This window comes from Acinetobacter sp. CIP 101934 (assembly GCF_000369585.1).
Classification (GTDB): Bacteria; Pseudomonadota; Gammaproteobacteria; order Pseudomonadales; family Moraxellaceae; genus Acinetobacter; species Acinetobacter schindleri.
The window spans coordinates 73,311-100,025 of sequence record NZ_KB850094.1 but is presented as its reverse complement, the minus strand read 5'-3'; the positions used below and the strand labels follow the sequence as shown (position 1 = coordinate 100,025).

Annotated in this window: 23 protein-coding genes and 1 pseudogene; 15 read left to right on the top strand and 9 right to left on the bottom strand. The window is 38.4% G+C overall.

Annotation, left to right across the window (positions count from 1 at the left end):
• Window positions 1-99: 99 nt before the first annotated feature.
• The 9 genes and pseudogenes from mutY to F899_RS00990 all read right to left on the bottom strand — a co-directional run bounded on the left by mutY (window position 100) and on the right by F899_RS00990 (window position 9,594).
• Entirely contained in the window at window positions 100-1,128 is a 1,029-nt protein-coding gene (gene mutY, locus F899_RS01030; protein WP_005220401.1) for an A/G-specific adenine glycosylase, read from the bottom strand.
• Window positions 1,129-1,285: 157 nt separating this feature from the next.
• Window positions 1,286-1,651, bottom strand: a pseudogene (locus F899_RS01025) (HIT family protein); the annotation flags it as partial.
• A 71-nt stretch (window positions 1,652-1,722) separates the two neighbouring features.
• The gene (locus F899_RS01020) at window positions 1,723-2,457 is read right to left on the bottom strand and encodes a dienelactone hydrolase family protein (RefSeq protein WP_005220398.1); all 735 of its coding nucleotides are present in this window, start codon (window positions 2,455-2,457) and stop codon (window positions 1,723-1,725) included.
• Window positions 2,458-2,596: 139 nt separating this feature from the next.
• The gene (locus tag F899_RS01015; RefSeq protein ID WP_004814128.1) at window positions 2,597-3,286 is read right to left on the bottom strand and encodes a BamJ family beta-barrel-assembly machinery protein; all 690 of its coding nucleotides are present in this window, start codon (window positions 3,284-3,286) and stop codon (window positions 2,597-2,599) included.
• 49 nt (window positions 3,287-3,335) lie between these two features.
• A complete protein-coding gene (locus tag F899_RS01010) occupies window positions 3,336-4,040 on the bottom strand; it encodes a BamJ family beta-barrel-assembly machinery protein (RefSeq protein WP_005220396.1) in 705 nt (234 codons plus the stop codon).
• A 228-nt stretch (window positions 4,041-4,268) separates the two neighbouring features.
• Window positions 4,269-5,711 (bottom strand): capsule assembly Wzi family protein, encoded by a 1,443-nt coding sequence (locus tag F899_RS01005; RefSeq protein WP_005220394.1) that lies wholly within the window; start codon window positions 5,709-5,711, stop codon window positions 4,269-4,271.
• 146 nt (window positions 5,712-5,857) lie between these two features.
• Window positions 5,858-8,041: a polysaccharide biosynthesis tyrosine autokinase gene (locus F899_RS01000; protein ID WP_005220391.1), complete on the bottom strand. Its 2,184-nt coding sequence runs from the start codon at window positions 8,039-8,041 to the stop codon at window positions 5,858-5,860.
• A 21-nt stretch (window positions 8,042-8,062) separates the two neighbouring features.
• Window positions 8,063-8,491, bottom strand: coding sequence for a low molecular weight protein-tyrosine-phosphatase (locus tag F899_RS00995; protein WP_005220389.1), 429 nt, complete (start codon window positions 8,489-8,491; stop codon window positions 8,063-8,065).
• The gene (locus F899_RS00990) at window positions 8,491-9,594 is read right to left on the bottom strand and encodes a polysaccharide biosynthesis/export family protein (protein WP_005220387.1); all 1,104 of its coding nucleotides are present in this window, start codon (window positions 9,592-9,594) and stop codon (window positions 8,491-8,493) included. The genes F899_RS00995 and F899_RS00990 overlap by 1 nt, the downstream gene beginning before the upstream one ends.
• A 358-nt stretch (window positions 9,595-9,952) precedes the next feature.
• Here F899_RS00990 and F899_RS00985 point away from each other — a divergent pair, with 358 nt between their 5' ends.
• The 15 genes from F899_RS00985 (at window position 9,953) to galU (ending at window position 26,709) form a co-directional block, all read left to right on the top strand.
• A complete protein-coding gene (locus F899_RS00985) occupies window positions 9,953-11,242 on the top strand; it encodes a lipopolysaccharide biosynthesis protein (protein WP_171063853.1) in 1,290 nt (429 codons plus the stop codon).
• On the top strand, window positions 11,236-12,522 hold the full coding sequence (locus F899_RS00980) for a hypothetical protein (protein WP_034433823.1): 1,287 nt from the start codon (window positions 11,236-11,238) through the stop codon (window positions 12,520-12,522). Before F899_RS00985 ends, F899_RS00980 begins: the two co-directional genes overlap by 7 nt.
• Window positions 12,523-12,611: 89 nt before the next feature.
• Entirely contained in the window at window positions 12,612-13,676 is a 1,065-nt protein-coding gene (locus tag F899_RS00975; protein ID WP_155757023.1) for a glycoside hydrolase family 88 protein, read from the top strand.
• Window positions 13,673-14,800: a polysaccharide pyruvyl transferase family protein gene (locus F899_RS00970; RefSeq protein WP_005220380.1), complete on the top strand. Its 1,128-nt coding sequence runs from the start codon at window positions 13,673-13,675 to the stop codon at window positions 14,798-14,800. The genes F899_RS00975 and F899_RS00970 overlap by 4 nt, the downstream gene beginning before the upstream one ends.
• A gap of 2 nt (window positions 14,801-14,802) precedes the next feature.
• Window positions 14,803-15,735 carry a glycosyltransferase family 2 protein gene (locus F899_RS00965; protein ID WP_005220379.1) on the top strand — a complete coding sequence of 311 codons (933 nt, stop codon included), beginning with the start codon at window positions 14,803-14,805 and terminating at the stop codon, window positions 15,733-15,735.
• On the top strand, window positions 15,732-16,817 hold the full coding sequence (locus F899_RS00960) for a glycosyltransferase (protein WP_005220377.1): 1,086 nt from the start codon (window positions 15,732-15,734) through the stop codon (window positions 16,815-16,817). The genes F899_RS00965 and F899_RS00960 overlap by 4 nt, the downstream gene beginning before the upstream one ends.
• 17 nt (window positions 16,818-16,834) lie before the next feature.
• Entirely contained in the window at window positions 16,835-18,049 is a 1,215-nt protein-coding gene (locus F899_RS00955) for a glycosyltransferase family 2 protein (RefSeq protein ID WP_005220374.1), read from the top strand.
• A 56-nt stretch (window positions 18,050-18,105) separates the two neighbouring features.
• Entirely contained in the window at window positions 18,106-19,203 is a 1,098-nt protein-coding gene (locus tag F899_RS00950; protein ID WP_005220372.1) for an EpsG family protein, read from the top strand.
• Window positions 19,204-19,210: 7 nt separating this feature from the next.
• Entirely contained in the window at window positions 19,211-20,170 is a 960-nt protein-coding gene (locus tag F899_RS00945; RefSeq protein ID WP_005220370.1) for a glycosyltransferase family 2 protein, read from the top strand.
• An 11-nt stretch (window positions 20,171-20,181) separates the two neighbouring features.
• The gene (locus F899_RS00940) at window positions 20,182-21,309 is read left to right on the top strand and encodes a glycosyltransferase family 4 protein (RefSeq protein ID WP_005220368.1); all 1,128 of its coding nucleotides are present in this window, start codon (window positions 20,182-20,184) and stop codon (window positions 21,307-21,309) included.
• A 53-nt stretch (window positions 21,310-21,362) separates the two neighbouring features.
• Complete coding sequence (locus F899_RS00935; protein ID WP_005220366.1) at window positions 21,363-21,974, top strand: sugar transferase; 612 nt, start codon at window positions 21,363-21,365, stop codon at window positions 21,972-21,974.
• Complete coding sequence (locus tag F899_RS00930; protein ID WP_005220364.1) at window positions 21,967-22,623, top strand: NeuD/PglB/VioB family sugar acetyltransferase; 657 nt, start codon at window positions 21,967-21,969, stop codon at window positions 22,621-22,623. The genes F899_RS00935 and F899_RS00930 overlap by 8 nt, the downstream gene beginning before the upstream one ends.
• 31 nt (window positions 22,624-22,654) lie before the next feature.
• Window positions 22,655-23,830 (top strand): DegT/DnrJ/EryC1/StrS family aminotransferase, encoded by a 1,176-nt coding sequence (locus F899_RS00925; RefSeq protein ID WP_005220363.1) that lies wholly within the window; start codon window positions 22,655-22,657, stop codon window positions 23,828-23,830.
• A 115-nt stretch (window positions 23,831-23,945) separates the two neighbouring features.
• Window positions 23,946-25,820: a nucleoside-diphosphate sugar epimerase/dehydratase gene (locus F899_RS00920; protein ID WP_005220362.1), complete on the top strand. Its 1,875-nt coding sequence runs from the start codon at window positions 23,946-23,948 to the stop codon at window positions 25,818-25,820.
• A gap of 13 nt (window positions 25,821-25,833) precedes the next feature.
• Window positions 25,834-26,709 (top strand): UTP--glucose-1-phosphate uridylyltransferase GalU, encoded by an 876-nt coding sequence (galU, locus tag F899_RS00915; protein WP_005220361.1) that lies wholly within the window; start codon window positions 25,834-25,836, stop codon window positions 26,707-26,709.
• Window positions 26,710-26,715 lie beyond the last annotated feature (6 nt).

The window sequence follows — 26,715 nt, the reverse complement described above, 5'->3', positions numbered from 1 at the left end:
ATAATGGCAAAACAAATATTGTGCTGCAAAGCATCCTTCCTTGTGCGCCCGTATCAAGTTCAAAATTATTAAGTTAAAAATCTCGTATTTCTAAATATGTCACAGTTGAGTTGCAGAGATCAATTTTTTCATTGCTGTGGGGATGCCGGCCTGAACTGCCGCGGTTGGCTCCAGCCAGATGCCATTCAGTTCAATGGCTAAATGTTCTTGCAGATCAGCATCAATGGCAAATACCAGACCTTCCAGCTGCCAGGTAAAATGGGTAAAACTGTGCGAAATTTCGGCTTTTTGTATGAACTGTTTTAAGCCTAGACTCTGTTTTAATACATCCATTTCATGTACTTCTTCGATAATCGGCAAGCACCACAGGCCACCCCAAAGTCCAGTATTGGGACGTTGCTGCCACAGCCATTGATCACCACATTGTAAGATCAGTACCTGGGCAGATTTCACCGGTACTGGTTTTTTAGCTTTCTTAAAAGGCAGCTCGTTTTCTAAGCCTTGTTGATGTGCCTGGCAATGCTGTTGCATCGGACAATACAGACACAGCGGTTTCTTGGGCGTACAAACTGTGGCTCCCAGATCCATAATTGCCTGGGTATAGTCATGATTACGCTCGTAAGGACACAGCTCTTCAGCCAGTTGCCATATGGCACGTTCATGAATGGGCTTAGACAGATCATCTTCAATGGCAAAGAAACGTGACAAAACCCGTTTGACATTACCATCCATAATCACGCCGTATTTACGTAACCCTAAAGACATCAATGCACCAGCCGTCGAGCGGCCAATACCTGGCAAAGAGATCCATTCTTCCAAAGTTTTTGGAAAATGACCTTGTGCTGCTACGATTCCGGCTGCTTTATGCAGATTACGCGCCCGGGCATAATAGCCGAGTCCAGCCCAGTAGGGTGCAACCTCATCCCAAGCTGCTGCCCCTAAATCCTGAACCGTAGGAAATCGCGTAATAAAACGGTCAAAGTATTGTAATACTGTTTTGACCTGAGTCTGTTGCAGCATGATTTCAGATACCCAGACTTTGTAGGGATCATCTGCCACTTGCCACGGCAAATCATGCCGGCCATGAACATCAAACCATTCTAAAAGCGCATCTGAAAATACAAACATGAATACTGGATAGTAAAGGGAAACAGGAAGGCATTATAGCTGATTCAGCTGAAAGGATTTGTGAAAAGTGTATCAAGGGAAATGATAGTAACAGACAATAAAAAAGTGAATGAACCGTAGCTCATTCACTTTATAAAACTTAAATTAAGAGTCTACTTTAGTCTTCAATTCCCCAACGAGTATCGAGTTTCAGCACTTTTCCTTCATAACGTGGAATGAGGTGAATATGCAGATGTTCAGACTTTTCTTCAAAAACCTCACCATCATTAAAACCTACATGAAAACCAGCCGGTTGATAACGTAAATTCAGTTCATTACGTGCCTGTTCCAGTAAAGACATCAGACTTTTACGTTCTTTATCCGTGATATCAAAAAAGGAAGCCACATGACGGAGTGGAACGATCACGCTATGTCCTTTGGACAATGAATTCGGTTCAGGCAACACCACACCAAAGTCATTTTTGGCAATGACATCATATTCGTCATAGTTGCAGTATGGACAGTTATTCTCAGCCATTTCATTTTCCTTATTTCTTCTTTAATAATCTTTTTGTACTATTCCACTTACCCTCAAATGGAAATAGCCAAATATCTTTACGCTAAGCGACGTGCCAGCAGGGCATACATTGCTTCAAGGCTTTGTTTTTCTGCCTCAGCATTGTAACCAAGATCTACACCATTGGCTTTGGCCCGTTCATCAGCAAGCGGGTTGCTAAAGCCATGTTTGGCATCTTTGAAGATGATCACGTCGTGTTTCACATTTGCGGCCTGCATTTCCTTCCGGAAACTTTCGACATCATCCAGTGAAACCATACTGTCTTGTTCACCATGCAGGACTAAAATTTCAGCTTGAACCTGACCTTCTTGAGCAGGTGCTTTGGGTGACAGATTGGCATGGAAAGTAGCTACAGCTTGCAATGGGGCATTTGAACGTGCCAGATCGAGTGCCACTTTACCACCATAACAGAAACCGATTGCTGCCAGTTTATTTGCTTCCACTTCATCTTGTGCAGCTAAAGTATTCAGGGCTGCAGTGGCACGGTTTACGATCGTATCGGGATCTTCAAAGGTCTGCATCATCCATTCATAGGCCTGATTCGATGCAGTCGTTACCTTTTTATCGCCGTACATATCAATTGCCAGGGCAGCATAGCCATGTTCTGCAAGTTCACGGGCACGCTGTTCAGTATAATCATTACGACCCCACCATTCAGGTGCCACAATCACGCCTGGAACTGGGGTATCAGATTCAGGTGCTGCAAAATAACCGATCAGCTGGCTGCCATCCTGCGCCGTATATTGAATCTCACGTGTCTTTATTGCTGCCATGGGAGTTCCTCTATTGTTGTTCACTATTTTGATGAAAGTATAAACATAGCAAAAGCCAAACAAATGTCACAGGATTACAGCAGATTAATTTGTTCTTTTTAGTCAAAAAAAGAGATATACGCTGATATCTCCTTTTTAATTATTTCATCACTTCAATCAGTTCAATATCGAAGATTAAGGTGCTATTCGGTTCAATCACATCACCTGAACCAATTTGCCCATAAGCAAGTTCTGCAGGTATAAAGAAACGATATTTGGCACCAGGTTTCATCAGTTGCAGACCTTCGGTCCAGCCCATAATCACCTGACTGGTCTTGAATACGACCGGCTGATTACGTGCAATTGAACTGTCAAATACAGTACCATCAATCAGACGACCTTCATAATGTACTTTGACATTGCTGTTCGCATTTGGCGATTTTCCTTTGCCATCTTGCAGGATCTGATATTGAAGTCCTGATTTAGTTGTTTTAATCCCTGGTTTTTTAGCATTTTCAGCCAGGAATTCACGGCCAATTTTAGCATTTTCTTCAGCTGTTTTCTTGAGTTCAATTAACTCGCGAGCATCTGCCTGACGCTTGTATTGCATCAGTACCTTGGCCATTTCTTCTTCAGTCAAGCTGGCTTTTTGCCCTGCTGCTGCGGCTTTCAGTCCAGCACTAAATGCATCCAGATTGATGCCTTTTAATGAATCGGCATTATTGCGACCCATAAGATAGCCAAAGCTGTAACCCACCTGTTCTGCTTCTGTACTTTTGGTGGTGATATCCTTGGCGTATAGGCTACCGGAACATAACAGCAGGGCAGCAAGGCTAATTTGTATTTTCATTCTAATTTCTCAAAAACAAGGGAGAGCATATTGCTCTCCCTAAACCGTATTATTTTACTTCGATGAGTTCAACATCAAAAATCAAGGTGCTGTTCGGCGGGATGGTACCTGGAACACCTTGCTGACCATAACCGAGTTGAGAAGGGATATATAAGGTAGCTTTGCCGCCTTCTTTCATTAGCTGTAAACCTTCAGTCCAGCCTGGAATAACCTGATTCAGTGGGAATTCGATCGGTTCACCACGTTCTACTGAACTGTCAAATACTGTACCGTCAACCAGCTTGCCAGTATAGTGAACTTTGACCATAGAATCTGCAGCAGGTGATTTTCCTGTGCCCTCTTTGGTTACCAGGTATTGCAGGCCTGAAGCGGTGGTCTTGACGCCAGGTTTTTTCCCATTTTCAGTCAGGAAAGAATCACTTGAAGCTTGGGCCTTTTTAGCATCATCAAGCTGCTTTTGCTGCATATCCTTCTGGAACTGCTCATAAGCTGCCTGTAGCTCTTCTTCATTATAGGCTGCCTCATTACGGGCATGGCCATCACGAACACCAGTAATGAAGCTATTGATATCCAGCTCTGGTGGAGTTTGATGTGCGACTTCATAACCGAGAGCATAGCTGATTTTAGAAACTGCAGATGCATCTTTAGATGCCTTAGAAGTTTGATTTACCGGATGTTGAGTTGCATAGTAAACAGGAACGAGCGCAGCACCGCCTAGAAGAACAGCGACAGCAATCGGTAAGGCCTTACTCATGTATTATTCCAATATGATGTTATCGTTAATGTTCGTTCCATCTTAGCAGAAATTTTTAAGAAATCTTGCAGAATGGGTGGTTTTTTAGCAAGCAAACATCGCCGTTTGGTAGAGTTTTATAAAATAAAAAACCAGCTATTGCTGGTTTTTTATTTTAGCTTTTAATCATTGTTCGAGAATGTCTAGCAACAATGATTGTCACAACTAAAAGTATCTTTTGCAAAGAACTTAGTAGGAAAATAAGCCTTTTTCTAAAGGAAATTCAATTCCAATCGATGCACCGCCATCATTACCATATAGGTCTGAATTACTGATCCAGCCATTTAATTTTAGTGGAATATCGGGACGTAGATAATGGGTCCAGCTCACATCAACAGCTTTTAAATTATCTTGCGCTGGAAAAGCTAAATTAGTAGTTCGGGTGGATTCATTCAACTTGGCAAACAGTACTCGTGCATTAACACGATTCAGGCGATCGAAACGAATATCACCACCCACAGAAATCATTTGCCCATCACCACCCATCGCATGCGCTAATGGATAACCATGCTGGTAAAAACCATCGGTATATACACTGTGATTATAAGAAATACCTTGGGCCTTGCCATTGGTGCGGGTGTCTGCCCATTCGGTATATAGCTGAAAAGGCATATTATTATAGCTAGAGGAATAATCGACTCCAGCCAAATACATTTTTTTGGCCGGTAAGCCGCCGGCTTCATCTTCACCAACATATTGTGCATACATTCCCATTGGGACTTGTAGCAATGGTCGTAGATTTAAGCGTGCATCAAAACCCGCAATTTGATTTGATGGATCAGGTTCACCTGTGCCGCCATTGTCTTTATTCCCGACAAAAGCATCCCAAAGTGAGCTCAGGCTTTCAGGTCTTCCTTCTCCCCCCCATTGAATAGCTCGCGAAGCACCCAGCTCCAGATAAGGTAAAGGTTGCGCGGTGACACGTAAACCAATCAACTTAGCATCAGGTACAGCATCGTAGTTATCTAGTTGTCCGGCAAAGGCTTGATATTGCCAAGGTCCGATCCAGGATAGCCATTTATTTGCAAAAGCATGCTGTTCGGCACGCTGCATGGTCACACCATACACAGGACGGCTGGCATCACCCCGAATTAAGCTGCCATCATGGCCGGGTCCCCAGTAGGTTGGGATTTGCCCAGCAATTAGCCATTGATTCCATAGTTTACCTGCGAGGTAAGACCCTTCAACATTCACATCTTGATCATGATCAATCTGGGGATCTTTTTCTGCATTCACACGAAGTCTGGCATCCCAATTCTGATTACCTGTATTCAACTCTATACCTGCTTGATATTGAGCTTTTTGCTGGTCACCAAAGGCTTGAGGAATATTTTTTTGATCTGTCTCTGCAAACAAGGATGCTTTGAGTAACTGGTTATTGGTATTTAAATGAGCCATGACAGAATCAATGACTTTTTGTTGATTACTATTGCTAACTTTTGCCTGAGAAAGGGCACGTTGAATTTCATCACCACTCATTGGCCAGGTCGAAGTACTGATTTGAATCACACCTTGCTGATTTAACCAGTTTAAATCGGTACGCAGGTTTTGCTCATTTAAAACGATGCCTTGAGCAAAGGTTAGTGAGGAGCTTAATGCCAAGCTGGCGAGCAGTGTTTTCGATTTAAACATTCTTGTAGATTCTCAGGAGTTTTAAACTGTAACCACGATAGGTTTTTTAGTTGATTTTTTCAACAATGATCATTTGGGATAAATGTAATAGAGGGTGATTTCACACCCTGCTTAAGGCAGGATGTGAAATCAAAGCTTACAATGAATTAGTCATTGTCTTTATTTGCAGTATATGCATAAGCATAATTATAACCATAGCTACCTGCCGCCCCTTTTTGTACATCATTCAGAATCACGCCATTCACTTTGACTTTCGCCTGCTCAAAACGGTTGATAGTCAATTCAAGTTCTTTCATCTGAGTTTTGGCATGACGTACTACCAGCAGGTTCACACCAGCAGACTGTGCAATGATCACACCATCTGTAACTGCCAGGGCAGGTGGCGTATCAATCAGAATATGATCAAACTGGGCACATAACTCACTTAAAAGTGCCTGGAACTTTTGTGAACCTAACAGCTCTGCAGGATTCGACGGGTTTTTACCCCGTGAAATAAAGTACAGGCCTTCATAGCTGTCTGCCTTGATGACCTGCTCCAAAGTGTGTGTACCCAGCAGTAGCTCAGACAGTCCCGGGGCCGTATCCTGATTAAAGTATTTGTGTAAATAGCCGCGGCGCATATCACCATCCATCACCAGGACTTTTTTACCGCCCTGCGCCAGAATGGCACCCAGATTTGCGGCAATAAAAGATTTACCTACTTCTGGGGCCAGGCCAGAGATGGCAATAATATTATTTTTCGCTTCCGTCAGCGAGAAATGAATAGTCGTCCGGATACTGCGAATGCTTTCTACCGCAATATCGTCGCTATCTTTAACTGCAAGAATAGGAATTGTTTTTTTCTTTTTCAGCAGTTTTACCCGGCTTTCTTGAACTGCTGAGCGCGGTACTGTGGCATAAACAGGAATATCCAGTTCATTCTCAATCTGTGCTGCATCTTTAATACCACTGCGCATCATATTACGTAACAGTGCGATTAAGGTACCGAGGAAACCACCGAGGAAAATTGACAGAATCAGAATCTGCAGTTTTTTTGGTGCAATTGGCTGAAGTGGTTCAACAGCGGTATCGACAATACGCACATTTCCAATTTCACCAGCTTTGGCAATTCTTAACTGCTGATAAGAATTGAGCAGGGCTGTATACAGCTGCTGTTTCACTTCAACTTCGCGATACAGCTGTAAGTAACGGCGCTGTAAATCTGGTAGCTGTTTTAAGGTTCCATTCAACTCGGCAATTCTGCTATTGATCGCAGCCAGTTGGGCTTCCATCTGCTGCATGACCGGATGTTCGCTGGTGTACTTCGCTGACGCCTCAGCAACCGACTGTTCCAGCTGGGCTTTTTGGGTTTCCAGCGCAATACTTTGAGTTAAATACAACTCGGATTCTTTGGTTACATCCACAGTATTAGACTGCTGACGGAACTGGTTAAATTCACGTTCTGCCACATCCAGCTGCTGACGTAGTTCAGGTAGCTGATCTTCTAAAAACTTGAGCGTTTGAGCCGTTTCTGCTGAACGACGTTCCACGTTCTGCTGACTGTATGCTTGCAGAATGGCATTCAGTACCTGGGTAATATGTGCTTTATCTTGGCCTTCATAATTTAAGCCCAGAATCCCGGTCATTTTACCTTTTTCTGCGACAGAGTAATTGGCCAGTAAACGATTTGCAGCAGCAGGCAGAGACTGTTTACTGATGAGATAACGGTCCTGGAACTGGTCCTGGCTAAAAATCGCCACCTTCCAGGTCCCATTCGCATGAGTCGCCTGATTATTGCGGTTTAACAGGCCAGAAAAAACCACTTGGCCTGTTCTTGGATCGATCAGACTAAACTGTTGTTTTTTAAATTGTAGTTCTAAAGTCTTGTCATAATAGGCCTGTGGAATATCGAACTGACGGATATCAAATGCTTGATCACCATCTCTGAATAAAACCGATCGGGTTGAATATTCAGTCCGGTAATCATGTGGATTCAGCAGGCGGTCAAACAGGGAGTTTTCTGTTCCTGCAACTTGAATGTCTAGATTTAAGCGATCAATCACGTCACCCAAGACCAGACGTGATTTCAGAATTTCGATTTCCGCCTGTGCTGGCTGTTTTTGCTCGATCATATTCGACAGATCGCCAAGCAAAGCAGCAGACGTCCCTTTACTTTCTTCGACCTGAACCAGTGCATCCACACGATAGGTGTCTGGTGTAACACGTAAATACAGTAAAGCCGCCACAATACTTAAAATGACGCAAAGGGCAATGAGTTTCCATTGAGCAATCAATGAGAAAAAGAGTTCTTTTAAGTCAATGGTATCTTCAGTGTTGGTGGTTTGGCTCATAGTTTATTGTCATTCAATTATTTAAAGATGGGATGTCCAGTCATTTACACACTGTTGAATCTGCTCAAAGGTGTGGTCAAAAAAGAGTTGATCCTGCTGGTAGGGGTCAGCAATATTTTTTGATTGCCAGTGCCCCAGGCGAAAAGTTTTTCCTTTGGCAAAAGGCCAGTGCTGCTCCAGATGCTGTTGCTGATTTTTACTCATGACCAGCACCAGATCGGCTTGTTTAATCATGTTCCCAGTCAGTTTTTTGGCACGATGAGCCTGCATATTCAGTCCGATACTTTGCATACAGCGTTGGGCTTTCTCATCTGCCGGATAACCGACCATGGCTGCAATACCGGCCGAATGGATCTGCCGTTCAGGTAGAGCCTGCTTGAGTAAGTATTCAGCCATGGGACTGCGGCAGATATTGCCGACACAGACCACCAGAATATGCTTAAACTGCATTATTGTCCCAGCCGATCCAGATTATACAAGGTGTTCGAGAATGGAATTATCTGGTTCAACACACGTTGCCAGCGTGCCAGACCCGAAGCATCGACATAGACAATATCATTACTGCGCATTTTAAACTGATTGGCCAGGCCAAAGTCAGCAATACTGGTGAGGTCCATCTGGTAAACCTCAGTATGGACAGTATTTACCTGACTGCGTACAACATAAATCTTGCTGCGACTGGCAGAGAGTGGATTTAGCCCCAAACTTTCACCTAATACATCACTTAAACTCATGCCCTGGTCCCGCAACGGCAAGGACTGATTTTTGCCAGATTCACCCATGACATAAATTTTTTGATTTTCGCGATTGTTCACATATAAAGTGTCATTGGGCTGGATCAATAAATTATGCAAAGAAAGTCCAGCTTTTTCTAATTCTACGGTATTTAGCTGGTATGTACGTCCCTGACGGACTAAAGTCATAGAAGTATTGTCCCCCTGTTGTGCATTGACACCACCCGCCATACCCAAGGCGGTATATACACTGACAGGCTGATCACTTAAGTAAAATTGTCCGCCTTTCATGACATTGCCCTGAACCGAATAGCGCTGGCCCTGATAGGACAGAACCCGCACAATGACATCCGGGGTTTTTAAATAACGTGACAATTGGCTGCGTAATTCACGGTTGACCTGAGTCAGGGACTTACCTGAAGCCTTGTAACGGCCAATAATCGGAAACTGGATATAGCCCTGCGAGTCAATTTGATAACCGTTAGCCTGAGCAGACTGTTCACTGCTAATGGTTGTGCTCGGTGGGGTCATTTCCGGATAGGCCCATAAATAGATGGACAGGATATCACCCGGACTCAGACTGTAGCTACGATGGGGGGTGCTAAACAAATGTGCATAATCTTGTTGAATGTTCTGTACAGCAGGCTGAACAGCCAGTATAGAGTCCTGGGTGAGTTTAATCACGTTGACTGAAGTACCAAGTTCGGTTTGATAAACACCTTCTGCTGGTAGATCATAGGTTTGCAGACCAGAGGTAACGGCGCAACCGGTCAAAGTCAGACCGCAAGTCAGTAAAAAAGCCAGTTGAATTTGTCGCACATGAAATCCCGTTTTTAATATTTAATTCGTTAAATTTGCGATATTCTACCTGAGAAGTCTGTACTTTCTATAACAAAATGTATCTCATTATAATTGAATAGTGAGTGAAAAGGAGACGGGCTTAGCTTAGCCTTATGACATTTTTAGGAAAAATATTTTGAAATAAAATGAGTAAAATATTTAACAGATATTGGCTTTTTGGTACTAAATCATAACTTAAATTTCATGTTTTTCTGCTAGTATTCCTGCCGAAAGATTTAAGCTTCGTAAGTTCAGTATGAGTATAAGGATAGAAATAAGGTGTTAATTCAAAAGCTATTGTCTATTATTATAGAATAACTTATTCATGTTCTATTTTTTGCGTAATCATATAAAGACCTTTAGACAAAGTAAATTTGTAAGAAATGTGTTTGCAGTCGCAACAGGGATTGCAGCTGCACAAGCGATTTCAATGGCATTCATGCCATTTCTAACACGATTATATAGTCCTGAGGCCTTTGGTGCATTGGCAGCATTTACCGCTATTCTTAACATCATTACGCCATTAGCGACATTAGGCTATGCTAATGCTATCGTCATGCCAAAAACAGAGGAAGAAGCGAATGTTGTAGCACGTTTGTCTTTAGTTTCTGCCGCAATAGTTTCGCCTATAGCTTTAATTATTGTTTATGTTTTCCAATCGCAGCTAGCCACTCTTGTTGGTTTAGAATCTGAGCCTAATTTACTTTATTTAATCCCAATTTCTTTAGTATTTGTTGCCTTATTATCTGTTGCTAACCAAGTGGCTATACGTGACGGTTTATTTAAGGTGAAATCGGGCTCGTATGTCCTCAGTAATTTTATAATAAATCTAGGGAAGCTAGGAGCAGGATATATTTCTGCTAGTGGGATTACGTTAATTATATTATCAATTTTTGCTAACCTGATTAATTACATTATATTGATGGCCCGAGTTCCAAAAGTTGGTTCATTTGATTTTCGTCAGTGGTTTGGTATAACTGGTATACGAAAAGCAGCTTTTGAGCATAAAGATTTTGCAATTTACCGTTTACCTCAGAGTATGCTTAATGCTGCTGCTGTTGGGCTACCGGTTATTTTACTAACAAATTATTATGGCTCTAGTGCTGCGGGATACTATTCACTTACTACTCTTATATTAGGTGCCCCTGTTCTACTATTAGGACAATCTGTGGGTGAAGTATTTTATCCTAAAATTACTAATGCAATTCGACAACAGGCTTCTAACTCACTGCAATTAGTCATTAAGGCAACATTAGCATTAGGCGGAGTTGCAATGATTCCTTTTGGTACAGTAATACTGTTTGGACCGGATTTATTCGCATTTGCTTTTGGTGAGCAATGGAAAACAGCTGGTGAATATGCTCAATGGATCGCCCCATGGCTTGCTTGCGTCTTAGCAACACGAGGTATATTGGCGGCTTTTCCTATATTAAACTTACAGTCCTATTTATTGGTTCAGGAAGTTTTTTCGATTATTTTGCGTTCTTTGGCACTTATTGTTGGGCTTAAATATTATCAGTCTGATCTTATAGCAATTGCTCTATTTTCAGTAGTGGGAATTATACTAATGTTAGGCTTAGCAATAGTAGGGGTGAAAAAGCTTATAAAAGAATCTCGGCTTTGGTAAAAAATCAAAATTTAAATTTAGTCACTGGTATAAAGATGATAAATGTTCAAAAACCCTATATAGAAACTCAAGATAACCACACTAGAATCTGTTGTGATTTTCGACTAAACGATGGGGTAGAAACGCTCTGGTATGAAATAGATAAAGATTATACTGAATATTTATCACTAGATAGCTGTGACGCTTTTTTTACTATTTTAACACTATTAGCATCTCTTAAAGGACATGATATCTCTTTTGAAGCACCTGTATCTAAAAGATTATATTATGGTTTTTTAGATATTTTATTGCCAGCATTAAGAATAGTTAATCCAGATTTAATGTATATAAAAGTAAATGCTCATACAAAAGAGTTTGACTTTAAACCTAAGGCAGTAGGCACAGCTTTGTCCTTGGGGGTTGATTCTTTTCATGCATTAGTAAGTAGTATGAATACCGATTATCCAGTCACACATTTAGCTTTATTTAATAGTGGGGCGTTTGGGCACGAAGAGCATACAGTAGCAAGAGAATTATTTAAAAAAACGATTCAACGTGTGGCTTTAGCGGCACAAGAAATGGATTTACCGTTGATAGCTGTTGATTCAAATATGAGTGAAATATTAGATATCTCCTTTGTCCAAACACATTCCATTCGTAATCTTTCTTTTACCCTTTTATTCCCAAAATTATTTAAAAAATTCTTTTATGCTTCTGGTTATCCTGTTAATAAATTTAAAATCAATCCTGAAGTTGTTGAGGCGACACATTACGATTTATTGGTAGCAAAGGCTTTATGTACAGAAAATCTAGAAATTATGATTGCAGGCTTGTATGACAATAGAATTGATAAAATATTGACTATTTCTTCTTTTATTCCTTCAACTCATCATCTGAATGTTTGTATTCTTGCTGATTCAAATCAATTTCTAGATAGCTCAGAATCACTCGTTAAAAATTGCTCCCGATGTTTTAAATGTGTAAAAACTATGACTGCACTCGATGCACTTGGTACGCTCGATGCATATTCAGAAGTATTTGATCTTAAGCTTTATAAGTCAAAAAAACACCAATATTTAGGGCAGATCATTTATGATGCGAAGAAACTTAAAAGTACTCATGCTGTTGAAATACTTCAAGCAGGAAAAAATAAAGATCATTTTCTATCATGGCAGTCATACTACTATGCAATATATCAAGGTCTAAGTAACTTAAAGAAAAAAATATATAAAAATACAAAAAAAAATAACCTTTATGTATCTAATAATTTAAAAGCTTTAAATGAGGGTAAACATAAGTGATTTATTTAGTTTTACTTCTAATAATATTTTTTCAAATATTATTAATTGGATACCCTTTAATAAAAAGGAAATTTGGCAAACGTATACAAATGTTAAAAGTACAGGAAGTTAATGTAATTAATGAAAAAGTACTGCAGCAGGCTTATCAAATGCTTGTTTCAAAAAATATAAATATGTCTTTTAATGATGATGAAGATCTTTATACATTATTAGCAACTTGGAAAAATCGTTTTTTAGGTAACAAATCACATCATATTTATACATATTTTAATTTTCCTTTGGCATTTCTTCTTTTAGGCCTGCTTGATCAATATGAAAGTGCAAATAAAAAAGATGCTCTAGCAAAAGTAGAAAGAAAAGTAATTGATTTAGTAACGAATGAAGGGCAGCTTAAATTTAAAGTAGATAAAGTTGATCAAGCAATGTTTGGTCTGGTGTTTTTGCGACTTTATCAAATAACAAATAAAGAGCACTACTTTGAAGCTGCAAAAAATATATATAAATATATCAGTTTATTTAGAAAGGATGATGGAATTTACCTATACAGGAAAGAACATAATATTTTCTTTATTGATACGGTTGGATTACTTTGTCCTTTCCTAATGCTCTATGCAGAGATTACCTCGGATAAAAGTATAAAAGCAGATGCAGAGCGGCAAGTTCAGTTTGCGCTTCAATATTGTGTAGGACTGAACCAAGGTTTGGCTATCCATGCGTATGATTTAACTCATAATCATCCATTGGGGTCAGTAAATTGGGCTAGAGGTATGGGGTGGTTATTGCTTGGCTTATCTTCGGTCGCAACAAAAAGTTATAATGAGCAATTCAGAAATGTTACAGAGCATTATTTAAAACTTTTAAATAACCTAAAAGAAGATTATGGGTTTTGGGCTCAATTCCTTGGACATACAAATGATAAAACAATAGATTCATCAGGTAGCTTAATGTTTTTATATTCATTTATGAAATGCGATTTAATTAATATTGATGAGTCTCTGATAAAATCCCTGGCTGCTCTTTGTGTTGATGTTAAGGGTAAGGTACAAATGGTTTCAGGTGATACAATTTATATTAACAAGTATTCTAGGGTAAAGAGTGTATCTGAGTTAGGTCAAGGTATATTACTTTCAATTCTTGCGGAGAGTAAAAAGTGAAGGTTGGTGTTTTAACATTGCCATTATGGAATAATTATGGTGGTATTTTACAAGCATATGCATTAACTCTTATCATAAAACGTTTAGGCCATCAGGTAATATTTCTTGATGTGAAAAGAGATGAATTATCAAAGTCACAACAATTTATTCAAAATTTAAAACGTTGGATAAAAAATAAGGTGTTAAACAAAGCTAGGCCTTATTATGCAAATCAAACAGAATTAAAATTTATTTGTAATAAAACAAGAAATTTTGTTGAAAAGAGGATACAGCCTTCAAGTGGTTGGATACAATTGTCAAAATTACCAGAATTTTCTCATAATCTAGATGCAATTATTGTGGGAAGTGACCAGGTTTGGCGACCAGAATATTGCCCTAATATTAACTTCTATTTTCTAGGTTTTTCTTCAGATAATGTTCGAAAAATAAGTTATGCAGCATCGTTAGGTACTGATGATTGGCGGTTCAATGAACAAAGTACATTAAGTGCTAAAAAACTATTACAGAAGTTTGACTTTGTATCAGTAAGAGAAAAGAGTGCGGTTGATTTAATTCATGACAATATGCAGGTTAATTCAGTGCAATGTTGTGATCCAACTTTATTACTCAATGCTAATGATTATTTAAAAGTGGCAGATATTTCGCATCTGCCATCTGGTGGAAAGGGGATTTTTTGTTATGTTCTTGATCCAGAAGAACCACGAATGCAAGGATTAGAAAAAATTGGTTCTGCTTTGGGTTATTCATTATTTTATAATATGCCAAAAATTTTTGATAAGTATTTCGTTAATGATCCGGACTCTTATATATTTCCAGCTGTAGAGTCTTGGATAGAATGTTTTCAAAAGAGTGATTTTGTGATTACTGATTCTTTTCATGGTTGTGTATTCTCTATTATATTTAATAAGCCATTTGTCGCGATTGCTAATGTTGATAGAGGTTATACACGATTTCAGTCACTATTAGAGATATTTAATTTAGAAAATCGTCTATTTGAAAATGTATCTGATGTTAAGCTCGATATATTTGAACAAAAAATTGATTGGGATTCTATTAATGAAATTAAAGCTCAGCAAAAAAAATATGGAATTGATTTTCTGAAAAAAGCTCTGACAGAGGCTTGATAATGAATTTAAATTCAAAAATATCAGTTATTATTCCTGTATATAATGCACAAGACACTATAGAACAGACGGTTCATAGTGTTACTTCACAGTCATATCAAAATTTAGAAGTTATATTAGTAAATGATGGATCTACTGATAGGTCATATGAAATTTGCAAAAAGCTACAACTGGAAGATAGTCGGATAAAGATTTTTGATAAAGGAAATGGTGGGGTTGCATCTGCTAGGAATATTGGTATTGCTCATGCTACAGGCCAATATATAATCCATGCAGATTCTGATGATATTGTACTCCCTAATGCTTATTTGAATTTAATTAATGAAGCAAATAGAAGCAATGCTGCTATTGTAGTGGGAGGGTATTATTCTGGTTTTGAAAATAATTATGTAGAAAATATTCCTGGCATAGAAATTAAAGATCCAGTGGTATTTTCAAAAAAAATACTACAGGATGAAATCCATGCTGGCTTGTGGAATAAATTAGTTGAAAATAAGTTATATAAAAATTTCAAGTTTATAGATGGTTTAGATTATAAGGAAGACCTAATTTTTTTTGTAACTCAACTTATGGGAACTAAACCTAAAATTTCAATTATTCAAGATCCTGTATATTTTTATTATACAAGAAATAGCTCAATTACCAACCAGAATTTTGACAAAAATGTTGAAAAAAACTTTACTGTAATTAAGAATATTGAGAAATTAAAATATAAAGAATTGGAGTATTCTATACGTGTTCAAAAAGCTTATGCAAATATTGGCTATATATTAAATAAAAAAAATAGTAAATATATTTATAGTGATTTTTTTCCTCACCTTAAGTTTTTAGATTTAAATATTCCTATTAAATACAAAATATTATTATTTTTTGAGAAATATTCTATAAATTTATTTAGCAATATTTATTTGAAAATTAAGGATTTGAGAAAGTGATTAGAGTATTACACATAATTGGAAAAATGGATCGAGCAGGTGCTGAAACTATGCTCATGAATCTTTATCATAATATTGATCGTTCAAAGGTGCAGTTTGACTTTGTCACTTTTACCAATGATAAAGGTGATTATGATGATGAAATACTGGCATTAGGTGGCAAAATCATTCCGATTATTGCGAGTAACTCATTAGGTAGAATGATCAAGTTATATCATTTTTTGAAATCCCACCCAGAGTACCAAACGATCCATAGCCATGTACTTCTGAACAATGCATTTCATTTAACGGCAGCATCCTTGGCAGGTGTGAATACAAGAATTTCACATTCACACAATACTAGCAATGGTGGCTCAAACACTTTTACGAGAACCTATGAAATTTTAGCTAAATTAGCTATTAACAAATTAGCTACCCATAAGATTGCTTGTGGTGATGAGGCTGGAAAATATCTATATAAAGATGATCAAAATATATTGATATTACCCAATGCTGTTGATGTTAGAGAAATCCACCATATCGTGGAGGAAAGCCATAAATCACCTAATGAGCAATTTGATAAGGATAAGTTAAATATTATCCATGTGGCTCGATTCATGCCGGTAAAAAATCATGCATTTATCTTAGATATTGCGGAAGAACTTATTAAGGAGCAAGTAAAATTTGTCATTCATCTAGTAGGTGATGGCCCACTGCGTGCACATATTGAACAACAAATTCAAGCGAGAAACCTTAGTGAATATATCAAGTTATTAGGTTTACGTTCTAATGTAGTTGAGCTAATGGCAAATGCAGATGTCATGATTTTACCATCACTCCATGAGGGATTTCCCGTTGTCTTAGTAGAAAGTCAGGCAGTAGGATTACCAACCTTAGTAGCAGACACTGTTGCTGAAGAAGTAGATTTGGGTCTTGATCTTGTTAATTTTATACCATTAGATAATGCTCGCGATTGGGCTTTAAAGTTACTCAGTCGTGATAAGAAAATAGTATCTAATGAAAAAATTTTGGAAAAGTTATCTAATTTGGGGTTTGATGTATCCCAGAACGCTCGATTACTTGAAAAAATTTATATTGCGTAAATAAGAGAAAATTTACTATGAGCCTAATTTCTAATAACCAAAAAAATCTTATTTTTGGTAATGCCGTAGCTAGAAAATGTAAGCTTCCTAATATTTTTATAGATAATCAATTATTTGCAAATATTTTATACAGTGTATATCAAGCCTATAGATACTCTAAATATCACTTACATAATATAACATATACCAAAAATAATAATAAGATTAAGCCTGTTAATTTTAAACCTTACGATTTTAAACCGTCACAATTTTTAGGATTTGATTATGAGTCAAGTGTTAAATTAAGTATTATTGTGCCTGCATATAATGTTGAAAACTATATCACTCAATGCTTAGATTCGATTGTCAATGCCCTTACGGGCTTTAATGATTATGAAATTATTGTTGTAGAAGATTGTTCAACGGATAATACATTAGCATTATTAAAGGAAATTAGTTCGAATTATAAGAATCTAAAATTATTAATAAATCAAAAAAATCTTGGTTTGTCCGGGGCTCGTAATAAGGCATTGAAGTATAGCTCGGGTCATTATATTACTTTTGTTGATTCTGATGATATGCTTTCGTACGGAATATTAACTGCAGTTGCTAAAAAAATTGATGAACATAATAATATTGATATTTTTGAATTTGATTTTCAGCATTATGCTTCGGAAGCAGATGTTTGTATTTTATTAAAAAATAGAATTCCTTTAATTAAAAAAATAACTTTATTAAGCAATATTAATGATGTTTATAAATTTGCTAAAGGTTTTGCTTGTGGGAAAATATACAAACGAGATCTGTTTGAGCTGGTTAGATTTCCAGAAGGTTTGTATTGGGAAGATGCTATTATTAGTAATGTCATCCTACGCAAGGCTAAAACTTACATGCATTTAGATACTATTGGTTATTTATACCGTATAAATCCCAATGGTATCTCTAATTCAGTAAAAGCTAGGAATTTAGGGTATGACCAGTTTTATGTTACCAAATACTGTTTGAATGCTGCTAAACAATCTAATCTAATTATTGATGGTGATTTTTATAAAAGATTGTTTGTAGAAGCATCAATTTTTTTGAACAATCGTACTTTTTATCTTGATGATGCGGATATTTTGTATATGTTTAATGAACTAGATACTATATTTAATGATGTCAATTTAGAAACTAATTTAAATGCTAGACAAAAACTTATGCTTAAAGCCATGCGCGATAAGAATGTTGCCGCATGGCGTTCAATTGCTTTCTAAGAATAGAGTATTAGAAAGTTTAATTTTAATATCACTATATAGAATTAAGTAACTATATGTTTGACTGGGTTCCACTTAAAAATTATGAGCATGCGTATTATCTAGTACTGGCATATTTTCTAATTGCACTACTAACTTTTAGTATCAAGTATGCTGTTCTACCGAATAAAACGGTTTATCATTACTCAGCAAAAGTGATAAGTAATATATTACTTATATTTTCTATATTTTATATAGGACTTCGTCCAATAAGTGGTCAATTTATTGATATGACTACTTATGTAGGCTTTTTCGATTATCTGAGATTTTCATCAAGTTTTCCAAGTGATCTTACTAGTGATCGTCTATTTTGGTACTATATGTATAGTATTTCACGAGTATTCGAAGCCAAAACATTTTTCTTTATTACTGCTTTCCTTTATATTTTACCGATGTATTGGGTCTCAAAATATAATTTTAAAAAGCTCTGGTTTTTTAGTTTTTTTTCTTTTATTACGGCATTTTCTTTCTTTACTTATGGTACTAATGGTATTCGTAATGGTTTAGCTACCTCTATATTTCTATTGGCATTTTCAACTAATAAAAAATTATTTCAAGGTATATGGTTACTAATAGCTTATTTTATTCATGGGTCAATGCTTATTCCTATCGCTGCATTTTTATTATCAAATTACTATCGTAATACAAATCGGTTAGTTGCTTTTTGGTTAATATGTATTCCTATATCTTTGGTATTTGGTAGTAGTATTCAGACGCTTTTTGCATCATTTATTACTGATGACAGAGCAAGTTATCTTGCATCTAATAATAATGATGAAAATGCTTATATTTCTGGCTTTCGATGGGATTTCATTGCCTATAGTGCTAGCGCTATTATAATAGGTTGGTATAGCAAAAAACGCTTAAATCTTATTGATAGACGTTATGATTTAATCTTTGGGACCTATTTGATTAGTAATGCTATTTGGATTTTAGTCATTAATGCTAGTTTTTCTAACAGATTTGCATACTTATCATGGTTTTTAATGCCGTTAGTAGTGATATACCCAGCGCTTAAACAATATCAGACCACACTTAATGATAAAATGGTAATTTATATTACACTATTTTATTTTTCATTTACTTTATTGATGTCGTTAATCTATTCATTATAGGCGAGTTATGGAAACCCTCTTATCAATCATAGTACCAATGTACAATGTTGAGAATTATCTCATTGACTGTATTAGTAATATAAAAATCGAAGATATAGATTATGAAATTGTTATGGTCAATGATGGCTCGCCAGATAATTCATTTGAAGTAGCTAAGTCTTTAGCACTAACTAACTCTAGAATTAAAGTTATTAGTCAAGAAAATAAAGGCCTAGGAGGAGCGCGAAACTTAGGTATTAATGCTGCGATTGGAAAATATATTTTATTTTTAGATGCTGATGACGTTTTAATTAAACAAAATTTTATATTCTTGAAAGATACTAAAGATGATATAATTGAGTTTTCCTGTAAGAATATAAAAAGCATGGAAGAAACTTTATCAACTTTTAAGGCTGTGAATATTTCTAATAGAAGAGGTGTGGATTACTGTTTGAATTTTCCTACTATGTTTTCTGCTTGTAATAAATTATATAAAAGAAAATATTTAATAGATAATGATTTATTATTTAGAGAGAACATATATATAGAAGATTTTGAATTTAATACTAGAGCATTCTTTCTAGCTAATAGTGTAAGCTCAAAGGATGAATACATACAATATTTTTTTCAATCACCTAACTCTATTACTCGTAATAATAATTTTTTCAAGAAAAAAAAACTTGTCTCTGATATGGTGATAATAGTAGAACATATATATAATTTTAAACAACAATATGAACTATCTTTAGAAACAAATAGGTATTTTAATGTGAGATTAACGTATTTGTGTACAGATATTATTTACCATACTATAAAGAACAAATTACCTTCTGAATTTTTAAAAGAGAATATTAATTTTTTACACAGTAAAAACTTCTTTTACTTGCAAGAACACTTAAGTAACCGCAGGAAGGAGTTTTTTAGAAAGTTAATAAAGCATCCTGTAATATTGTCTTCTTTAGTTCAACTCTATAATTTTTTTTATTGAAATTGACATATATGAAAAATAATAAGTTTTTTTTAATTACGACCGTACCTATGTCTTTAAATTTTTTTAAGGGGCAGATAGGAGAGCTGAGCAAAGACTTTGATATTACATTAATTAGTTCACCTGATAAGGAACTTGAACAAATAGCATGCTCAGAAAACGTAAAATATAGTGCTATTCAAATGAAACGAGATATTGCTATTAAAAATGATATTATCAGCTTATTAAAATTTTTATGGCTATTCATTAAGCAAAGACCTGATATTATCCACTGCAATACACCTAAAGGCTCTTTACTTGGGCTTATTGCAGGATATATTACTAGAGTACCAATACGTATTTACTATGTGCATGGATTAAGGTATGAGGGTGCGACTGGAAAAAAAAGACAATTATTGATGGTCTTAGAAAAACTAAATTGCTTCTGTGCAACTCATATTATCGCAGTAAGCCAAGGTGTCAAACAAAAAGTACAGGATAAATTAACTAGAAAGAAAGTTTCTGTTATTCATCATGGTAGTGCCAATGGTATGCCAGTAGAGGAATTTTTAACAGAAAATTATGATGGCGCTGCTATTCGAGAATCCTATGGTATTACCAAACAGGATTTTGTCTTTGGTTTTGTAGGTAGGTTAGTAGCTGATAAGGGTATTAATGAGTTAGTTCATGCTTTTAATATGCTCGAACAGAAAAATATCAAATTAATATTAGTTGGTATGTATGAGCAGGAGTTAGATCCGCTTAGTCAAGAAACACAAAATATTATTAAGACAAATCCAAATATCATTGAGGTAGGTTTCCAAAAAGATGTTAAAAAGTTTTTAACTATAATGGATTTATTCGTATCACCTTCCTATCGCGAAGGATTTGGTTTATCGGTACTTGAAGCTAATTTAATGAAAGTACCTGTACTTGTAACATCTATCACTGGGTACTCGGAAATTGTTCAAGAGGGGAAAAATGGCTTTTTTGTCGATCCTAAAGACACCTTGGCATTATTTAATAAAATGAAAAAAATTTCGCAGTCTCGAGACTCTTTATTGGCAATGAAACCACAATGTTATGATGAAGTTGCTAGCAAATATAATCATAAAGAAGTTCTTGAAAAGGCGTTAGAGTATTATGCACAATTTAAATAACTTATGATCCCCAAATTCCATAGCACTTTTATTTTTTAAGTGTTGAGATAGTTATGCTAAAACGCTTCCTCGATATTATCATCGCCTCTATTGCCCTGATCCTGCTTTCACCACTTTATGCATTTGTTGCTTACAAAGTGAAAAAAAATCTGGGCTCACCGGTCTTGTTTCGCCAGGTTCGTCCGGGTTTACATGGCAAGCCCTTTGAAATGATCAAATTCCGCACCATGAAAGATGCTGTGGACAGGCAGGGGAACCCATTGCCAGACAGTGAACGTTTAACGCCTTTTGGTCAAATGCTACGTTCTACCAGTCTGGATGAAATGCCGGAACTGTGGAACGTGATTAAAGGCGATATGAGTATTGTCGGCCCACGTCCACTGTTGATGGAATACCTGCCACTTTACAGCCCTGAACAGGCCAAACGCCATGATGTAAGACCGGGCATGACGGGTCACGCGCAGGTCAATGGCCGCAATGCCATTGGCTGGGAAGAAAAATTCAAGCTGGATACCTGGTACGTCGAAAATCAGTCGATTTGGCTCGACTTCAAAATCATGTTTAAAACGGTACATAAAGTTTTAGCAAAAGATGATATCAGTGCCGAGGGTGAAGCCACCATGACCAAATTTACCGGTACAAAAACGGACAATCTCCATGACTGAAATCTATGCCGTCTATGGCGCTTCCGGTTGTGGCCGAAGCTTGATGCCTGTGGCTCGCCAGCAATTACAGCGTCAGAATATAAATGCCGAAATCTATTTTATAGATGACAGTCTAATCGAAGAAACGACGGTTAATGGACATAGTGCGTTAAATTATGCAGCATTTAAAAATCTAAAGGCTGATAGAAAGTCAGTTGTCATTGCGATTGCCAATAGTCAGATCCGTGAAAAAATTGCGATAAAACTTGAACAAGAAGCAATTGAGCTATGGACGGTTCAGGCGGATAATGTCGTGCGCATGGATGCAATAGAAATTGCCCCAGGTGCTGCTTTAAGCCCGTTTGTGACCCTGACTTCCAATATCAAGATTGGCAAATGTTTTCATGCCAATTTATATAGTTATGTTGAGCATGATTGTATCATTGGCGATTACGTCACCTTTGCTCCCGGGGTGAAATGCAATGGCAATATTCATATCGAAGATCACGCCTATATTGGTACAGGTGCCGTGATTAAACAGGGTACACCTGACCAACCTTTAGTGATTGGCAAGGGGGCTGTGGTCGGTATGGGCGCTGTGGTCACCAAAAGCGTTCCACCGGGTGTAACAGTTGTGGGTAATCCGGCACGGATTCTAGAGAAAAAATAAGTTTTTAAATTTTAAAAATTCAGGAAACATCATGTTAAACACTGCATTTGAACCATGGCCAAGTTTTACCCAGGAAGAAGCGGATGCGGTTTCCCGGGTTTTATTGTCGAATAAAGTCAACTACTGGACTGGACAAGAATGCCGTGAATTTGAAAAAGAATTTGCCCAGTTTGCAGACACCCGGTATGCAGTGGCATTGGCCAATGGAACCGTGGCGCTCGATGTGGCTTTAAAAGCACTGGGTATCGGGGCAGGGGATGATGTCATTGTCACCTCACGTACCTTTCTGGCTTCAGCCAGTTCCATTGTGACCGCGGGAGCAAATCCAATTTTTGCCGATGTTGAACTGGATTCACAGAATATTTCTGCTCAAACTATCGAAGCAGCACTTACACCAAATACCAAAGCGATTATCTGTGTGCATCTGGCAGGCTGGATGTGTGACATGGACCCGATCATGCAACTGGCTGCCGATAAAGGCCTGTATGTGATCGAAGACTGTGCACAGGCGCATGGAGCAAAATATAAAGGTAAATCTGCCGGTTCAATCGGTCATGTCGCGGCATGGTCCTTCTGTCAGGACAAGATTATGACCACCGGCGGTGAAGGCGGTATGGTCACTACCAATGACGAAACCCTGTGGAAAAAAATGTGGTCCTATAAAGACCATGGCAAGAACTTTGACAGCATCTATAACAAGCAGCATCCACCGGGTTTCCGCTGGTTGCATGACTCCTTTGGCACCAACTGGCGCATGATGGAAATGCAGGCTGTGATCGGCCGTATCCAGCTGAAAAAAATGCCGGAATGGACCACAAAACGCCTAGCCAATATGGAAAAAATTTATGCGGCATTTGCAGACAGTCCATATTTTAGCGTTTATCGTCCATCCGATGATTATGTGCATGCTGCCTATAAATGTTATGTGCAGGTTAATATCGAGGCTTTGCCTGAAGGCTGGTCACGTGACCGGATCATGCAGGAAATCAGTGCGCAGAATATACCCTGTTTTAGCGGTTCCTGTTCAGAAGTTTATCTCGAGCATGCCTTTGATGGCACGCCATGGCGTCCAGCACAGCGATTGAAAAATGCGCAGCAATTGGGGGAAACCAGTCTGATGTTTTTAGTTCATCCGACTTTAAGTGATGAAAGTATTAACAAAACTGTGATGGCAATTCAACAGGTCATTAATAGAATAGTTGCTTAAACTTTTGCAAGATAACTGCACCGAATTCGGTGCATTTCTCTATGAGATATCACTTTAAATTACCAATAAAATCGTGATGCATTAAAAATTTATTAGAATTGAGACAAGGTACCCAGTGAAATCGATCATTACGCCTTTCGTAGAATCACCACGAGCTGCCAAACTTGCATTTTTAATTATTCTGGATTTCTGTGCTTTTCCAGTCTTGATCTGGCTATGTTATGCCATTCGCCTTTTTGATTTAGGCGCGGAGGTCGTGCCTAATCTGCCGTTTGGTACGCTCTGGGTCAGTATGATTGCAGTTGCATCGCTTTTTGTCTGTGGGGTCTACCGCTTCATTGTCCGTACTTATAATGAAGTGTTTATGATCAAAATGGGACTGGCGACTGCCTTGACTGTCGCTGGCCTGTATGCGCTGGCTTATTTTACTCCAGCCTTTATTCCGACCTCTATTCCGCTGATGTTCGGCTTTATGATGTTTGCCTGGATCTGGTTTAGCCGTGGCATCATCCGCTTTATTATCCGTTCCTATTTGCAGGCCGACGTACAGAAAAAACGCATTGCAATTTATGGCGCGGGTCATGCAGGCCAACAGGTTGCTGCTGCACTGTATCGTTCCAATGCGCATTTGCCGGTCATGTTTATTGATGATAAACGCTCATTGACTGGACAGCAGCTGGGTCGACTCAAAGTCTATGACGCTCAGACCGCCCTCAAGCTCATGCGCAAGCAAAATATTGATGAAATCCTGATTGCCTTACCCTCGGTCGGGCGGGTCCGCAAAAGTGAAATCATTAAATTCTTGGAACCGGCACATTTAAAAATTACCGAAATTCCGGGGCTGACTAAACTGGTCGATGGTGAAATCCGTATTTCTGATATTCAGGAAGTCGATATTATTGACTTGCTGGGGCGTGATCCGGTGCCCCCAGTGCCGGAGCTTTTGGCCAGAAATATTCAAGATAAAGTGGTGATGGTCACCGGTGCAGGCGGCTCGATTGGTTCGGAGCTGTGCCGGCAGATTGTGAAAAACCAGCCGGCAAAAATCGTTATTTTTGAATTAACCGAGTTTGCCCTGTATAACATTGATAAAGAGCTGCGCTTAATGTCTCAGTGTGAGATTATTCCGATTCTGGGCTCGGTGCTGGATCAGCAGAAACTGGAACGTGTGATTGAGCAGTATGCGGTACAAACCGTCTATCATGCGGCAGCGTATAAGCATGTACCGCTGGTCGAGTGTAATCCGCTAGCGGGCCTGAAAAACAATGCAGTAGGAACGGCCTTCAGCGTGAATGCTGCGGTGAAAAAGGGTGTAGAAACCTTTGTACTGATCTCAACCGATAAAGCGGTACGTCCGACCAATGTCATGGGTGCCAGTAAACGTATGGCAGAACTTTACTGTCAGGCGATGGCAGAGGCACAACAGCAGACCCAGATCAGTATCGTCCGTTTCGGTAATGTGCTCGGTTCTTCGGGTTCGGTGGTACCGCTGTTTAAACAGCAGATTCTCAAGGGTGGTCCGATTACCGTGACCCATCCGGATGTTACCCGCTACTTTATGACCATTCCGGAGGCATCACAGCTGGTGATTCAGGCCGGTGCCTTGGGCGTGGGCGGCGATGTGTTCCTGCTGGATATGGGGGAACCGGTACGTATTCAGGATCTGGCCCGTCAAATGATTGCCTTGAGTGGGTTGAAAGTTCGTGATGAGCAGCATCCTGAGGGGGATATTGCAATTCAATATGCCGGCTTGCGGCCAGGTGAAAAGCTGTATGAAGAATTGTTAATCGATCAGGAAAATACTGAGCTTACGTCACACAGTCGTATTCTAAGATCATTTGAAAAACACGTTCCGTTACAGGAAATTACACAAGTGTTTGATAAAATGCAGGAACTTTCTGCCATGCAGGCAGATATTGACTGGGCCTTGTCACAGCTTGAGTATTATGTTGATGGCTATCAACGTGGTAAAGAAATTAAAGTTAATTAAGTGAAGTTTATTTATGATTAAGAAAGCCATTTTGCCAGTCGCAGGTTTGGGTACCCGGTTTCTCCCAGCCAGCAAATCTATTCCTAAGGAAATGGTGACTGTCGTTGACCGTCCAGCGATTGAATATGTGGTGAAAGAAGCGGTCGCTGCGGGAATTGAGCAGATTATCCTGGTCACCCATAGCTCCAAAGCCTCAATTGAAAACTATTTTGATCGTAGTTTTGAGCTGGAAACGACGCTTGAAAACAAAAAGAAATTTGATTTGCTGAAAGAAATTACCGAGATTCTCCCTTCACATGTCAGCGTGATTAGTGTACGTCAACCTCAGCCCCTAGGTTTAGGACACGCTGTTTTGTGTGCAAAAGCAGTGATTGGAGAAGATGACTTTGCCGTTTTACTGCCTGATGTATTGGTGAAAGATTCTGATCCGGTCAATGACCTAAGCTTGATGATTCAACATTTTAATGCATCTCAAGCTGCACAGATTATGGTGGAAGCTGTGCCGGATCATCTGGTCGATCAATACGGCATTGTAGATGTCGCAGAATCACCTGCTGAAGGACAAAGCATCGTGATGCAAGGCATTGTAGAAAAGCCGGCGGTGGGAACGGCGCCTTCAAATTTATCGGTAGTGGGCCGTTATATCCTGCCGGCAAAAATCATGCAGTTACTGGAACAGACCCCACGTGGTGCAGGCAATGAAATCCAGCTGACCGATGCGATTGCCATGTTACAGCAGACTGATACGGTAGAGGCCTATCGCATGAAAGGCCAGACCTTTGACTGTGGCAGTAAACTGGGTTATCTCAAAGCTGTATTGCACTATGGTGTGGATCATCCGGTACTGGGTGAGTCCTTTAAAGCCCTGATTCAAGAACTGAAGCTCTAAATATAG

What these genes read in the sequence shown, in the direction of transcription:
- mutY (WP_005220401.1), bottom strand. Translation starts at nt 1,128, where the DNA reads ATGTTTGTATTTTCAGATGCGCTTTTAGAATGGTTTGATGTTCATGGC.
- F899_RS01020 (WP_005220398.1), bottom strand. Translation starts at nt 2,457, where the DNA reads ATGGCAGCAATAAAGACACGTGAGATTCAATATACGGCGCAGGATGGC.
- F899_RS01015 (WP_004814128.1), bottom strand. Translation starts at nt 3,286, where the DNA reads ATGAAAATACAAATTAGCCTTGCTGCCCTGCTGTTATGTTCCGGTAGC.
- F899_RS01010 (WP_005220396.1), bottom strand. Translation starts at nt 4,040, where the DNA reads ATGAGTAAGGCCTTACCGATTGCTGTCGCTGTTCTTCTAGGCGGTGCT.
- F899_RS01005 (WP_005220394.1), bottom strand. Translation starts at nt 5,711, where the DNA reads ATGTTTAAATCGAAAACACTGCTCGCCAGCTTGGCATTAAGCTCCTCA.
- F899_RS01000 (WP_005220391.1), bottom strand. Translation starts at nt 8,041, where the DNA reads ATGAGCCAAACCACCAACACTGAAGATACCATTGACTTAAAAGAACTC.
- F899_RS00995 (WP_005220389.1), bottom strand. Translation starts at nt 8,491, where the DNA reads ATGCAGTTTAAGCATATTCTGGTGGTCTGTGTCGGCAATATCTGCCGC.
- F899_RS00975 (WP_155757023.1), top strand. Translation starts at nt 12,612, where the DNA reads ATGTTAAAAGTACAGGAAGTTAATGTAATTAATGAAAAAGTACTGCAG.
- F899_RS00965 (WP_005220379.1), top strand. Translation starts at nt 14,803, where the DNA reads ATGAATTTAAATTCAAAAATATCAGTTATTATTCCTGTATATAATGCA.
- F899_RS00955 (WP_005220374.1), top strand. Translation starts at nt 16,835, where the DNA reads ATGAGCCTAATTTCTAATAACCAAAAAAATCTTATTTTTGGTAATGCC.
- F899_RS00950 (WP_005220372.1), top strand. Translation starts at nt 18,106, where the DNA reads ATGTTTGACTGGGTTCCACTTAAAAATTATGAGCATGCGTATTATCTA.
- F899_RS00945 (WP_005220370.1), top strand. Translation starts at nt 19,211, where the DNA reads ATGGAAACCCTCTTATCAATCATAGTACCAATGTACAATGTTGAGAAT.
- F899_RS00940 (WP_005220368.1), top strand. Translation starts at nt 20,182, where the DNA reads ATGAAAAATAATAAGTTTTTTTTAATTACGACCGTACCTATGTCTTTA.
- F899_RS00935 (WP_005220366.1), top strand. Translation starts at nt 21,363, where the DNA reads ATGCTAAAACGCTTCCTCGATATTATCATCGCCTCTATTGCCCTGATC.
- F899_RS00930 (WP_005220364.1), top strand. Translation starts at nt 21,967, where the DNA reads ATGACTGAAATCTATGCCGTCTATGGCGCTTCCGGTTGTGGCCGAAGC.
- F899_RS00925 (WP_005220363.1), top strand. Translation starts at nt 22,655, where the DNA reads ATGTTAAACACTGCATTTGAACCATGGCCAAGTTTTACCCAGGAAGAA.
- galU (WP_005220361.1), top strand. Translation starts at nt 25,834, where the DNA reads ATGATTAAGAAAGCCATTTTGCCAGTCGCAGGTTTGGGTACCCGGTTT.